Raw genomic sequence first — 13,171 nt, 5'->3', positions numbered from 1 at the left:
AGCGCTGTACACTGCTGAGCATTGGAAAAGCCTGGTAACACCTGGAGAGGCCTGATGGAGCAGATTGAAGAACTGCAAAGCCCGCGTTTGCGTTTACGCCCTTGGCGTGACACAGACCTGCCAGAGTTTGCCGCCATGTGTGCTGATCCTCGGGTCATGCGCTACTTTCCGGCGCCGTTGAGCCGACTCGACAGTGCGGCACTGATTGGGCGTTTTCGTGGCCACTTTGCCGAATACGGCTACGGTATGTGGGCACTGGAGCGCAAAGACACGGGTGCATTCATTGGCTGCACCGGGCTGTTGAATGTCAGTTTTGCCGCTGCATTCACCCCGGCTGTTGAAATAGGCTGGCGACTGGCACCTGAACATTGGGGCCTGGGTTATGCCAGCGAAGCTGCTTGGGCCGTATTGCGTTGCGCCTTTGATCGATTGGCGCAGGACCAGGTGGTGTCGTTTACCACCGAGACCAATCTGCCTTCGCAGAAGGTCATGCAGGCCATCGGTATGCAGCGTGACCTTGACGGTGACTTTGAACATCCCGGGCTGCAAGAAGGTCATCCACTAAGGCCGCATGTGCTGTATCGCATTTCCCGGGCACAGTGGCTGGAAACGTTGCACGGTTGAACGGGCGGGCTGCAAACATACTGTTTGCGGCAAGCGCCAAATTTTTTGTGGGCCGACGTAGCGCAGATTACGACGGTATTGCTCTGTGTGAGGAGAGTCTGAATGAGCCAAGTATTGGATGATCTGGTCAACTTGCTGACCCTGGAACCGATTGAAGAGAACCTCTTTCGCGGCAGCAGCCAGGACTTGGGCTTTCGCCAACTGTTCGGCGGTCAGGTGCTGGGCCAGTCCTTGTCGGCCATGAGCCAGACCGTGGAAGACGCTCGCCATGTGCATTCACTGCACGGTTATTTTTTGCGCCCTGGCGATGCCAGTTTGCCGGTGGTGTACCAGGTTGACCGGGTACGCGATGGCGGTAGTTTCAGCACTCGCCGGGTGACGGCGATCCAGAAGGGCCAACCGATTTTCACCAGCAGCGCGTCGTTTCAATACGATGAGGGCGGCTTTGAACATCAAAACCCGATGCCCGACGTGGTGGGGCCGGAAAACCTGCCGTCCGAACTCGAGATGATTCGCCAGCGCGCGCACCTGATTCCTGAGTCGATGCGTGAAAAACTCCTGTGCGCCAAGCCCATCGAGTTTCGTCCGGTGGTGGGTGAAGACCCGTTTAACCCTAAAGTCAGCGACCCGATCAAATACGTGTGGTTTCGGGCGGACGGCACCCTGCCAGACAACCTGGCGCTGCACAAATACCTGCTGGCCTACGCTTCGGACTTCGGTTTGCTGACCACTTCGCTGCTGCCCCATGGCAAAGGCGTGTGGCAACGCGACATGCAAGTCGCCAGCCTCGACCACGCGCTGTGGTTCCATGGCGAACTGCGCGCCGATGACTGGTTGCTCTATGCCATGGACAGCCCGTGGGCCGGGAACTCACGCGGGTTCTCGCGTGGCAGCGTGTACAACCGTGCGGGCAAGCTGGTCGCTTCGGTGACCCAGGAAGGCCTGATTCGCCATCGCAAGGACTGGGCATGACCCTCAAGGACATCAAGCATTGGGTGTTCGACATGGACGGCACCTTGACCCTCGCCGTGCATGACTTTGCGGCGATTCGCGAGGCGCTGGCCATCCCGCCTGAAGACGACATCCTGACCCACTTGAACGGCTTGCCGGCTGACGAAGCGGCCGCCAAGCATGCCTGGCTGCTGGAGCATGAGCGCGAATTGGCGCTGGCTTCCACGCCGGCCCCGGGTGCGGTTGAGTTGGTGCGCGACCTGGCTGCCCGGGGTTATCGCCTGGGCGTGTTGACGCGCAATGCCCAGGCATTGGCGCATATCACGCTCAAGGCGATTGGTCTGGGGGAGTGTTTTGCACCGCAAGACATTCTTGGACGCGAGAACGCCGCCCACAAACCCGATCCGGATGGCTTGTTGCAATTGGCCAAGGCGTGGGAAGTGGCACCGTCGCAGTTGGTGATGGTGGGCGATTACCGTTTTGACCTGGCATGCGGTCGCGCGGCGGGCAGTAAAACGGTTTTGGTCAATGTCCCGGACAACCCGTGGCCTGAGTTGACCGACTGGCATGCCCAGGATTGCCATGAGTTGCATCAGTGGCTGAAATAACTCTGCTGGGGTTGCCGCAGGCTGCGGCAACCCCAGCCATTTCTTATCTTGCGAACAACGCTTTTTGCCCTGCTGGCGAGGTGAACATTTCATCGCCGTTGTGGCCAACGCCCGGTACTTCAACCAATCGCTGATTGAGCCCCTGCGGATGGCGCTGGGTCAGATAGTCGAAGTAGTTGTGTCCGCGTATCAAACGGTAGGCGCCCTGGGCTTCGGCTTCGCAGCTTTTGTCCAGCGCGGGGTGGTTGGGATCGGTGTCCTGCGCGCCGAGCAGATAAGTAATGTCGCGGCTCACATAAGCTTGCTCAAGCGTGTGGTGCTTCTGGCCTTCGGCGTAATCCGGCAAGTCTTTGAGGCCGTATTTCCAGGTATTGAAACCCGGGCAGGTGGCCGGATCGAAGTTCTGCACCGGGCGCTGTTTGTCGAAATAGGCGTAGGACGACGGGTTGGCGATCACGTAACGCACCTTGATGCCTTCAGCTTCCAGGGCTTTGTCCGCCTGCGTGGTCAGGGCATAGCGCTGTGCCACTTGTGCACCGCCTGAATGCCCGGCGATGACCACTTCGCGCAAGTTGGGGAACAACTGACGGTCGCCCAGGCGTTGCAGGATCTGGTCTATCGCGGCGTAAGAACTCAATGGCCTCGGGCTTATCGCGGGCTGGCCGGCCATCCAGTCATTGGCGTGCCAGCGCAGCACATCGTTGGGCAGGGTATGGCGTGAGCCATCGCTCTCATTCAAAAACTGCGGCGCAATGACCAGGGTTGTGGATAACTGCCCGGCTTGCGACGCGGCCTTCTCGCCACTCTCCAGGTAGGTTTGGGCATTGCGTAAACGACCATGAATCACAATCAGCGCCCGCTGCACATTGGGCAGTGGCTGATTCCAGTTTTGACTCAGCCCGATATTTAATTCGCTGGCGCCGATCTTCAAGTGATCGGGGCTCAGCTCTTTGACGCCGTGCTCTGCGGCTATCGCTGCAGAACAGGCGAGCATTAGGCCCGCCAATGCCATCAACCGTATTGCCATTTAAAGCCTCGCTGCCGAAAAGGTGTCGCACTGATTGATATTGCCGTTGGCAAAACCGGCCTTGAACCACCTCACCCGCTGCGCGGAGGTGCCGTGGGTGAACGAGTCGGGCATTACGCGCCCTTGAGACTGTTGTTGTAAACGGTCGTCGCCAATCGCGGTGGCGGCATTTAGAGCTGATTCAATGTCTCCGGGTTCCAGCCAGTCATGGCGTTTTTGTGCAAGGTTGGCCCACACACCGGCCAGGCAGTCGGCTTGCAATTCCTGGCGCACCAGCAAGCCACCGTCGCCTTCCATGCGCCTGCCTTGCTGGCGGGCTGCCTGCATTTTGGCGGAGACCCCCAGCAGGGTTTGGACGTGATGCCCCACTTCGTGGGCGATCACATACGCCTGGGCAAAATCCCCGGCGGCCTTGAAGCGCTGGGCCATCTCCTGGAAGAAGCTCATGTCCAGATAAACCTTTTGGTCTGCCGGGCAATAAAACGGCCCGCTGGCCGCCGTGGCAAAGCCGCAGGCCGAGCTGACCTGGCCACGAAACAGCACCAGGGTCGGGTCTTTGTACGTGCGGCCAGATTGCTGAAACACCTGGCGCCAGGTGTCTTCGGTATCGCCCAGAATCGCCCGGACAAAATCCGCCTGCTGATCATTGGCAGGCGGCGCATGGCCCGGTTGCTGCGCCACCTGCGGTGACGACTGTTCGGTGAGTTGGCCGCTGAGTTGCCCAAGAATCTGCAGCGGGTCCTGGCCGGTGAGCAGGCCAATGCCCACGATCACCACCACCGCCATCAGGCTCAAGCCTTTGCCGCCGCCAATGCGCATGCCTCCACCGCCGCCGCCCTGTTGATCACGAACATCTTCAACGTTGTCGCTGCGTCGGCCTTTTTTCCATTGCATGGAGGAGTCCTCTGATAAATCTGTTTATTGAGTGTTGCTGCTCGCTAGGTACTGCGCCAGCCCGGCTGTCAGACGTTTGTTGAGTGCGATGACAGTAAGTTAAGACTCTCAACACGGTTGAATGATTTAAATACGACGCTAAAACCCTGCAATTTTTATAGCTGTGCTTGGGGTGCAAGGCTGCGACCACAAGGTTTGTAAGTTGAGACGTCTTAATGCAGTTTGCGACCTTGGGTGTAAGTGGTTGAATAGGTCCGCCTATTAGCTCCGAGTGCTTCGCCTGTGAATATCGATACCCGCATCAAATATCGCCACCTGGTGTGCTTTCTGGAAATGGCCCGCCAGGGCAGTTTGGCGCGGGCCGCGGATGTGTTGGCGGTGAGCCAGCCGGCCATGTCGAAAACCCTCAAGGAGCTTGAAGAGCTGCTGACGGTGAGTCTGTTTGTGCGCAGTAAAAGCGGTGTCCGTCTGACCGAGGCTGGGGTGGCTTTCCTACGCTACGCAACGCCATCGGTGCAGGCTTTGCGCGAGGGGGTGAACGCCTTGCGCGGGGGCGAATACGCCGGCGGGACAGTGCGGCTGGGGGTGTTATCCACCGTTGAAAGCCTGCTGGTGCCCGAGTTGGTGAGCCGTTTGCACGCCCGCCATTCGGCGCTGGTGGTGAGTATCGTGACTGGGCCGAGTGCGTATCTCTTGTCGCAATTGCGCGTAGGCGATGTCGACTTGGTGATCGGGCGGATGACCGACAGCCCGGAAATTCAAGGGATGAACTTTGAACACCTGTACAGCGAATCGATGACTTTGGTGGTGCGACCGGGTCATCCTTTGCTGCAAGGCCCGCTGGACCGTGGCCAATTGGAGCGTTACCCGCTGGTGCTGCCGTTGGCCAACACCACCATCCGCACCTTTGCCGACAGCCTGTTTGTGCAGTGCGGCATCAGCCAATCGCGTCAGCGCCTGGAAACCCTGTCCGTCACGGTAAGCCGCCGTTACGTGCTGCGCAACGATGCCGTGTGGATCGCCCCACTGGATGCCGTGCGCCTGGATCTGGCCAGCGGCGAGTTGCAAGAACTCGACCTCGGCCAGCGCGAGCCGGGCGGCTCCATCGGTATTTGCAGCAACGCACATACGCCCATGTCGGTGGCGGCACAAGGCTGTGTCGACGTGTTGCGCGAGTTGGGGCAGGCGTATGCCGAAGGTGTCTATCCATAACCATTTGGTTATGTATGGCGATTGCCTTTTCAATAGTGCTGATCCCCCTGTTGTTTGAAACTGGCCCCGGCCTTTATAAAAACAACAGGAGATCGACATGTCTGACGCAGACAGCCGGCGCTTTATCATCCGTGATCGCAACTGGCACCCCAAAGCCCTGACCCCTGACTACAAAACGTCGATTGCCCGTTCTCCGCGCCAGGCGCTGGTGAGTATTGCGCAATCGGTCAGTGAAACCAGCGGCCCTGATTTTTCCCACCTCAAATTTGGCAAGTTCGATAACGACCTGTTGTTGAACTTCAACAATGGCGGTTTGCCGGTCGGCGAGCGGATTGTGCTCGCGGGTCGCGTGTGCGACCAGTACGGCAAGCCGATCCCGCACACGCTCGTGGAGATCTGGCAAGCCAACGCCGGTGGGCGCTATCGCCACAAGAACGACCGCTACTTGGCGCCGCTGGACCCCAACTTCGGTGGCGTGGGCCGCACCCTCACCGACAGCCAGGGCAACTACAGCTTCCGTACCATCAAACCCGGCCCTTACCCGTGGCGCAATGGCCCCAATGACTGGCGCCCGGCGCATATTCACGTCTCCATCAGTGGCCCGTCGATTGCCACGCGGTTGATTACCCAGCTGTATTTCGAAGGCGATCCGCTGATCCCGATGTGCCCGATCGTCAAGTCGATTGCCAACCCTGAAGCGGTGCAAAGCCTGATTGCACGGCTGGATATGGGCGCGGCCAACCCTATGGATTGCCTGGCCTATCGCTTTGACATTGTGCTGCGCGGTCAGCGCAAGACTCACTTCGAAAACTGCTGAGGAGCCTCGTCATGCCTATCGAACTGCTACCCGAAACCCCATCGCAAACGGCTGGCCCCTACGTGCATATCGGTCTGGCGCTGGCCGCTGCGGGTAACCCGCCGCGCCCGGAAGAAATCTGGAACGAGATGGCCAAGCCTGGTGCGCCGGGCGAGCATATTGTGCTGGTCGGCAACGTCCATGACGGTAATGGCCATTTGGTCCGCGACTCCTTTCTGGAGTTCTGGCAGGCCAACCACGAAGGCGTTTACGACGAACATTTCGACTCCGAGAAGCCTTTCAACAGCTTCGGCCGTACGGCAACGACCTTTGATGCCGGGGAGTGGACGCTCTACACCCTCAAGCCGGGCGTGGTCAAAAATGCTGCCGGCGTGCCCATGGCGCCGCACATCAACGTGTCGCTGTTTGCCCGCGGCATCAACATTCACTTGCAGACCCGCCTGTACTTCAGCGACGAGCCGGAGGCCAACGGCAAATGCCCGGTGCTCAACCTGATCGAGCAACCGCAACGCCGTGAAACGTTGATTGCCCGTCGCTGCGAAGTGAACGGCAAACCGGCGTACCGCTTTGATATCTACCTGCAAGGCCCGAACGAAACGGTGTTTTTCGACTTTTAAGCACCGGCCGATACGCGGGGGCGTGGGGTTCTCAGTTCCACTTTTGGCGTTTTCAGCTTTCCCTTTTAGAATTGCTCTTATTTTCTAAGGGGCCTTCTATGGCTGGCAGTCAGATCGAACGAGTCTTGCGTGTGCTCGAAAGCCTCACCGATGAGCCTCGGGGTGTGGCGATGCAGACGCTGGCAGAGCAACTGGGAATTCCCAAAAGCGCCACACATCGTTTGCTCGCCGAGTTGGTGCGTCTGGGGTATGTGCGGCAAAACGCCGAGAACAGCCGCTATCAGCTATCGACCAAGTTAGTCGCCATGGGCTTTCAGTATCTGGCCAGCTGTGGCGCTGACAGTGTGCAGCCGATTCTCGACCGGCTGGCTCAGGAGGCCGGTGAACTGGTGCGTCTTGGCGTGGTGGAGGGCGAGCGCCTGACGTGGGTCGCCAAATCCCAGGGGGCGCGTTCCGGCTTGCGTTACGACCCGGACATGGGCCGTGATGCGCCCTTGTTTTACACCGCTTCCGGGCATGCCTTGCTGGCCACCATGAGCGATGCCCGCGCGTTGTCGCAGGTCGAACGCCAGGGCATCGTGGCGCCAGAAGGTGTCGGCCCCAACGCTCCAACCTCCAATGTTGAACTGCTGGAGCGCTTGCGCCTCGCCCGCGAGCACGGCTATGCCTGGGTCGAAGAAAGCTCGGCAGTCGGTACTTCAGCCATCGCCGCCGTGGTGCGCAGCCCGCTGGATCAACGCGTGATCGGCGTGTTGAGCGTGGCAGGGCCGAGCGCGCGTTTGCCGCAAGAACGCCTGCACCAATTGGCGGTGCTGATGTTGGGATATACGCAAGAACTGTCTGTGGCCTGCCAGGCATCTGAGCTATTTCACACCTGAGAAAGCTTTTTAACCATTCAGTTAAACCTCTTGCAATATATGGAACCGAGTTCTAAATTGTGCAGATTCTGTGATCCTACAAATCTTATAAAAGGATCAACGCATTGAAGACTTCTTTGCGTATAGCCATGGGTCAAGGACGCCGGCGCGCTATCAGTTGATTCACGCACATGAGGTGTTCGATGACATTGCCTACGCCACTTTCAGGCGTTAACCAGCCACTCAAGGGCATTCTGCTGATCGTGATCGCGACGGCGTTGTTCTCCAGTCACGATGCGCTTTCCAAGTACTTGAGCAGTTTGTACCCCGTGGTGATGGTGGTGTGGGCGCGCTATGTGGTGCACACCGTGTTGATGGCCACTTACTTCTTGCCGCAATCCGGGCTTCGGGTTTTACGCAGCAAGCGTCCGTTGCTGCAGGTGTACCGGGCGATCTGTCTGCTCGGCTCCGGTCTGTTTTTTACCTTTGGTTTGTTGTTCATTCCGCTGGCGGAAAACACCGCCGTTAACTTTTTGGCACCGCTGCTGGTGGCGGCGTTGTCCGGCCCTTTGCTGGGTGAGAAAGTCTCGCGGGGGCAGTGGATTGCGGTGATCTGCGGGTTTATCGGGGTGGTGGTGATCATTCATCCGGGGGGCGAATTGTTTACCCCGGCGGTGTTGCTGCCGATGTCTGCGGCGCTGTGTTTCAGTTGTTACCAGATCCTCACGCGCAAGCTCAGTCTGTATGACACGCCGACGACCAGTAACTTTTTCGCAGGCTTGTTTAACGCGTTGGTGCTGAGTGCGCTGGTGCCGTTTTTCTGGCAGACCCCGACCTGGGTGCATGGCCTGGAAATGCTCGCGCTTGGTTCGCTTGGCATGACCGCGCACTTGTTGCTGACCCAGTCGTTTCGCCTGGCCGCCCCGGCATTGCTGGCGCCGTTCAGTTACTGCCAGATCGTGTTTTCCGGAATTCTGGGCTGGCTGTTGTTCGACCACACGCCAGACCTGGCATCACGCATCGGTATTGCGATTGTCTGCGTGAGTGGGTTGGCCGCGGCCTGGCAACAGCGCAAGGGAAGGGCGGTTTGACCCTCAACTTTCCTGTAGAAGCGAGCTTGCCTCGCGATCTTTTGAGCTGCAAAAAAAAGCCCCTCTCCCGAAGGAGAAGGGCTGTTTGAACGCTTTGGATCTAACTCAAACCTGCGGGATTTTTCGCGGGGCCATGAAGTACATCCAGACCAGAGCAATGAAGTACATCGCCGGAATCATGGTGAACAGCACGGTGTAGTTGTTGTGGGTGATGGTCAGTACATAGCCCACGAACTGAGTCATGAACATCCCGCCGATGGCGGCGCACATGCCGCCAAAGCCGAACACGGTGGCCATCATGTGTTTCGGCGTGTAGTCCATCACCATGCTCCATACGTTGGCGGTCCAGGCCTGGTGCGCGCCGAGGGCCAAGGCGATGGCGCCCACGGCCACCCACAGTTGGCTGGAGCCTGCGGCCATGACCACGCCGATGATGCACAACGCACACAGGAACATCGACACCAGGCGTGCCTTGACCGCCGCCATGCCACGACTGATCAGCATCGAAGACAGAATCCCGCCGCCAATACTGCCAAAGTCGGCGGTGATGTAGATGATGATCAGCGGGATGCCCATCTGAGTGACGTTGATGCCCAGGTTGTATTGCTGGTTCAAGAACGGCGGCAGCCAGTACAGGTAAAACCAGAACACAGGGGCGGTCATTGAGTACGACAGTGCGAATGCCCAGGTGCCGCGCATTTTCAGGATGGCGCCGAAGCCGACTTTTTTCTGCTCAGGCTCTTTCTCACTCTGGATGTACGCCAGTTCCTCTTTGCTCACGGTGGGATGGTTTTCGGGGTTGTAGTACTTCAGCCCCCAGAAAATCAGCCAAATGCCACCTAATGCTGACATGCACAAGAACGCGGCCTGCCAACCCCACACGTGCAGTACCAGCGGCAGCATCATGGGGGTGAACATGGCCCCGACGTTGGTGCCCGCGTTGAAGATACCGCTGGCGACGGCGCGTTCACCGGCCGGGAACCACAAGCGTGTGGTTTTTACGCAGGCCGGGTAGTTGGCGGCTTCGGTCATTCCCAAAATGAAACGGCAGACCATAAAGCCGGCAGCCGAGGTGGCCAGGCCATGTGCGCCGGTGGCCAGGCTCCACAGCAAGACGGCAAAGAAGAACACGCGTTTGACCCCGACCCGGTCGATCAAACGGCCTTGCAGAACGAAGCCGATGGCGTAACCCACCTGGAACCAAAAGTTGATGTTGGCGTAGTCCATCGCCGTCCAACTCATTTCCTTGGCTAGAATCGGTTGCATCACACCTAAAGCGGCGCGGTCGATGTAGTTCAGCGTGGTGGCGAAAAACACCAGGGCGAGCATGCCCCAGCGGGTTTTACCCATGGCCATGGCGCCGCGGATCTTGTCGCCGATACCGGCGTGCGGGGTGCTTTGGGCAGAGTTGACGTGTGTCGATTGAGAAGGGGTCATGGCTATTTACCCGTCCGTTGAGAGATCGGGAACCACGCAGGCGGCAGAGCAAAGCAGGGCGTCATATCAATAAAAGCAAGCATGAGCGGTTACCCGTTTTTTTTTGGAATTGTTATGTCGTGTTGTGCAGCGTTTGTTGCAAAAGGTACGCACTGGATGGTGGCGATTGGACAAAAAGCCGTCAATTCATCAAGGGGCATAGTGTTCGATAATCGCACGCAAAACTAACCGGATGGTACAGATTGGTTGCTCAATGATAGGGTGCCCTTAATAATCAGGCTATTAAGAAATGCCGTCGGTGATACGCCGGGCAATCCTGGAGGTTACAAATGAAGCGTTCAATCGCCACGGTTTCCTTGAGCGGCACCTTGCCAGAAAAACTCGATGCCATTGCCGCAGCGGGTTTTGACGGGGTCGAGATTTTTGAAAACGACTTGCTGTATTACGACGGCAGCCCTCGCGAAGTGCGCCAGATATGTGCCGACCTGGGATTGGAAATCAGCCTGTTCCAGCCGTTTCGTGACTTTGAAGGCTGCCGCCGCGACCGGCTGGCGCGCAACCTTGACCGCGCCGAACACAAATTCGATTTGATGCAGGAACTTGGCACCGACCTGGTGCTGGTGTGCAGCAATACTGCCGCCGATTCGCTGGGCGACCGGCAGATCCTGCTGGACGATCTGAGCCTGTTGGCCGAGCGCGCCGGTGCGCGAAACCTGCGCATTGGCTACGAAGCCCTGGCGTGGGGACGACACGTCAATACCTGGCAGCAGGTGTGGGACCTGGTGCGCCACATCGATCACCCGAGCCTGGGTGTGCTGCTCGACAGCTTTCACACCCTGTCGCTCAACGGCGACCCGAGTGCGATTGCGCAGATTCCCGCAGACAAGATCTTTTTTGTGCAGATGGCCGACGCGCCGATCCTGGCCATGGATGTGCTGGAATGGAGTCGCCATTTCCGCTGTTTTCCGGGGCAGGGCGAGTTCGACTTGCCGGGCTTTTTGGCGCCGATCATTCAGAGTGGCTACACCGGACCGCTCTCGCTGGAAATTTTCAATGATGGTTTTCGCGCCGCGCCTCCCCGCGCCAATGCCGCTGATGGTTTGCGCTCGTTGCTCTACCTTGAAGAAAAAACCCGCGAGCGCCTCGCCGAGCAAGCCGTACCTGCCGCGACGCTTGAACCGCTGTTCTCGCCGCCCAAGGCCAGTCACTACAACGGCATCGAGTTTCTTGAATTCGCGGTCGATGACGATCAGGGTGCGCAACTGACCCATTGGCTTGAGCGTTTGGGTTTCAGCAAGGCGGGCCAGCACCGTTCCAAGAATGTGAGCCTGCTGCGTCAGGGCGACATCAATTTGATCCTCAACGCTGAGCCGTATTCTTTCGGCCATAACTTTTTTGAGGCCCACGGCCCTTCGCTGTGCGCCACCGCCATTCGTGTGCAAGACAGCGCCAGCGCGCTGGCCCGTGCCGTGGCCTATAAAGGCCAGCCTTATCGAGGCCTGGTCGGCCCCAATGAGCTGGAGCTGGCGGCGGTTCGTGCACCGGATGGCAGCCTGATTTATCTGGTTGATCAGGACGAAGCGGGCAAACCGCTGTACGAATCTGACTTCAACCTCAACCCTGCTGCGACAACCCAAGGTGGGCTCAAGCGCATTGATCACATGGCCATGGCGCTGCCGGCCGACAGCCTCGACACGTGGGTGCTGTTCTACAAGGGCTTGCTGGACTTTGAAGCCGATGACGAAGTGGTGTTGCCCGACCCGTATGGGCTGGTAAAAAGCCGCGCCTTGCGTAGCCGTTGCAGCACGATTCGCTTGCCGTTGAACATTTCTGAAAACAAGAACACTGCCATCTCACACGCGCTGTCGAGTTATCGCGGCTCAGGTGTGCATCACATTGCGTTTGAGTGCGACGACCTGTTCGCACAAGTCAGCCGCGCCAAAGACGCTGGCGTACCGCTGTTGGATATTCCGTTGAATTACTACGACGATCTGGCGGCGCGTTTTGATTTTGATGATGAGTTTTTGAGCGAACTGGCCTACTTCAACGTGCTCTACGACCGCGACGCCCAGGGCGGCGAACTGTTTCATGTATACACCGAGCCGTTTGCCGGTCGTTTCTTCTTTGAGTTATTGCAGCGCAAGAATGGTTATGCCGGTTATGGCGCGGCTAACGTGGCGGTCCGTCTGGCGGCAATGGCCAAGTCGCGGACGGGGGCTGTGCGTCAGGCCAAGCTGTAGGGCGACGTACGAATAAGTTTGTTGGCTTCCTTCGTTGAACGGCTCGGGCCATAATCACGGCCATCTTCCGATGGCCGTGAGCCTGTAATGACCCAGATATCAGAAGTCGAGGCCGACGCTGACGCCACGGCGCCCGTAGTCGAACCGCGAAAAGCCCGGAAAAACAACCCGGAAAAAACCCGCGAAAACATCCTCCAGGAAGCCCTCTCCGAGTTCGTTGAACAGGGGCTGGCGGGTGCACGCGTGGATGCCATCGCGGAGCGCACTCGCACCTCCAAACGCATGATCTATTACTACTTCACCAGCAAGGAGCAGCTCTACGTCGAAGTGCTGGAGAAGCTCTACGGCGAGATTCGCAGCACCGAAAACCTGCTGCACCTGGATGAATTGGAACCCCGCCAGGCGATCCAGAAGCTGGTTGAGTTCACCTTTGATCACCATGACCTGAACGCCGATTTTGTGCGTATGGTCAGCGTCGAAAATATCCACAAGGGCGAATACATCAAGCGTTCGGAAGGCATCAAGGCCATGAACGACACGATTGTTCATGCCCTCGAAGAGATCCTGCGCCGCGGCGTTGAGCAGCAGGTGTTCCGCCCCGGTTTAAACCCGCTGGACGTGCACCTGCTGGTCAGTTCGTTCTGTTTTTATCGCGTGTCCAATCGCTACACGTTGGGTGAGATTTTTCAGATCGACTTGTCCGACCCGCAGGTTAAGCAGCGTCAGCGCGAGATGATTTGCGATTCGGTGCTGCGCTATCTGCAGGCCTGATTGAGCGCCGTGCCGCCTCGCATGG

General features: G+C 58.4%; 13 protein-coding genes. 10 read left to right on the top strand and 3 right to left on the bottom strand.

Annotated elements, in window-relative coordinates:
- The first annotated feature begins 54 nt into the window (after positions 1-54).
- The 3 genes from NTD86_RS12045 (at position 55) to NTD86_RS12035 (ending at position 2,183) form a co-directional block, all read left to right on the top strand.
- Positions 55-624: a GNAT family N-acetyltransferase gene (locus NTD86_RS12045; RefSeq protein ID WP_262202454.1), complete on the top strand. Its 570-nt coding sequence runs from the start codon at positions 55-57 to the stop codon at positions 622-624.
- Positions 625-726: 102 nt separating this feature from the next.
- Positions 727-1,596, top strand: coding sequence for an acyl-CoA thioesterase II (gene tesB, locus NTD86_RS12040; protein ID WP_262202452.1), 870 nt, complete (start codon positions 727-729; stop codon positions 1,594-1,596).
- On the top strand, positions 1,593-2,183 hold the full coding sequence (locus NTD86_RS12035) for an HAD family hydrolase (protein ID WP_262202450.1): 591 nt from the start codon (positions 1,593-1,595) through the stop codon (positions 2,181-2,183). Before tesB ends, NTD86_RS12035 begins: the two co-directional genes overlap by 4 nt.
- 43 nt (positions 2,184-2,226) lie before the next feature.
- Here NTD86_RS12035 and NTD86_RS12030 read toward each other — a convergent pair whose 3' ends face one another.
- Both NTD86_RS12030 and NTD86_RS12025 read right to left on the bottom strand, forming a co-directional pair.
- Positions 2,227-3,210: an alpha/beta hydrolase gene (locus tag NTD86_RS12030; protein WP_262202449.1), complete on the bottom strand. Its 984-nt coding sequence runs from the start codon at positions 3,208-3,210 to the stop codon at positions 2,227-2,229.
- Positions 3,211-4,104 (bottom strand): neutral zinc metallopeptidase, encoded by an 894-nt coding sequence (locus NTD86_RS12025; RefSeq protein WP_262202448.1) that lies wholly within the window; start codon positions 4,102-4,104, stop codon positions 3,211-3,213.
- 282 nt (positions 4,105-4,386) lie between these two features.
- Here NTD86_RS12025 and pcaQ point away from each other — a divergent pair, with 282 nt between their 5' ends.
- The 5 genes from pcaQ (at position 4,387) to NTD86_RS12000 (ending at position 8,698) form a co-directional block, all read left to right on the top strand.
- Positions 4,387-5,316, top strand: coding sequence for a pca operon transcription factor PcaQ (gene pcaQ / locus NTD86_RS12020; protein WP_262202446.1), 930 nt, complete (start codon positions 4,387-4,389; stop codon positions 5,314-5,316).
- A gap of 97 nt (positions 5,317-5,413) precedes the next feature.
- Positions 5,414-6,133, top strand: a complete 720-nt coding sequence (gene pcaH / locus NTD86_RS12015) for a protocatechuate 3,4-dioxygenase subunit beta (protein ID WP_262202445.1) — start codon at positions 5,414-5,416, stop codon at positions 6,131-6,133.
- 11 nt (positions 6,134-6,144) lie between these two features.
- Entirely contained in the window at positions 6,145-6,750 is a 606-nt protein-coding gene (pcaG, locus tag NTD86_RS12010; protein ID WP_262202444.1) for a protocatechuate 3,4-dioxygenase subunit alpha, read from the top strand.
- A gap of 98 nt (positions 6,751-6,848) precedes the next feature.
- Positions 6,849-7,628, top strand: coding sequence for an IclR family transcriptional regulator (locus tag NTD86_RS12005; RefSeq protein WP_262202442.1), 780 nt, complete (start codon positions 6,849-6,851; stop codon positions 7,626-7,628).
- 182 nt (positions 7,629-7,810) lie between these two features.
- Positions 7,811-8,698, top strand: coding sequence for a DMT family transporter (locus NTD86_RS12000; RefSeq protein WP_262202441.1), 888 nt, complete (start codon positions 7,811-7,813; stop codon positions 8,696-8,698).
- Between the two features lie 105 nt (positions 8,699-8,803).
- Here NTD86_RS12000 and NTD86_RS11995 read toward each other — a convergent pair whose 3' ends face one another.
- Positions 8,804-10,135 carry an MFS transporter gene (locus NTD86_RS11995; protein WP_262202439.1) on the bottom strand — a complete coding sequence of 444 codons (1,332 nt, stop codon included), beginning with the start codon at positions 10,133-10,135 and terminating at the stop codon, positions 8,804-8,806.
- A 329-nt stretch (positions 10,136-10,464) separates the two neighbouring features.
- On the opposite strand from NTD86_RS11995, the gene quiC reads away from it, so the two are divergent.
- Both quiC and NTD86_RS11985 read left to right on the top strand, forming a co-directional pair.
- Positions 10,465-12,375 carry a 3-dehydroshikimate dehydratase QuiC gene (gene quiC, locus NTD86_RS11990; RefSeq protein WP_262202438.1) on the top strand — a complete coding sequence of 637 codons (1,911 nt, stop codon included), beginning with the start codon at positions 10,465-10,467 and terminating at the stop codon, positions 12,373-12,375.
- Positions 12,376-12,462: 87 nt separating this feature from the next.
- Positions 12,463-13,146: a TetR/AcrR family transcriptional regulator gene (locus NTD86_RS11985; protein ID WP_262202437.1), complete on the top strand. Its 684-nt coding sequence runs from the start codon at positions 12,463-12,465 to the stop codon at positions 13,144-13,146.
- Positions 13,147-13,171: the final 25 nt, after the last annotated feature.

It is taken from the genome of Pseudomonas sp. 7P_10.2_Bac1 (genome assembly GCF_025465935.1).
GTDB lineage: Bacteria > Pseudomonadota > Gammaproteobacteria > Pseudomonadales > Pseudomonadaceae > Aquipseudomonas.
The sequence above is the reverse complement of the archived record's forward strand: the minus strand, read 5'-3'. Positions and strand labels throughout refer to the sequence as shown.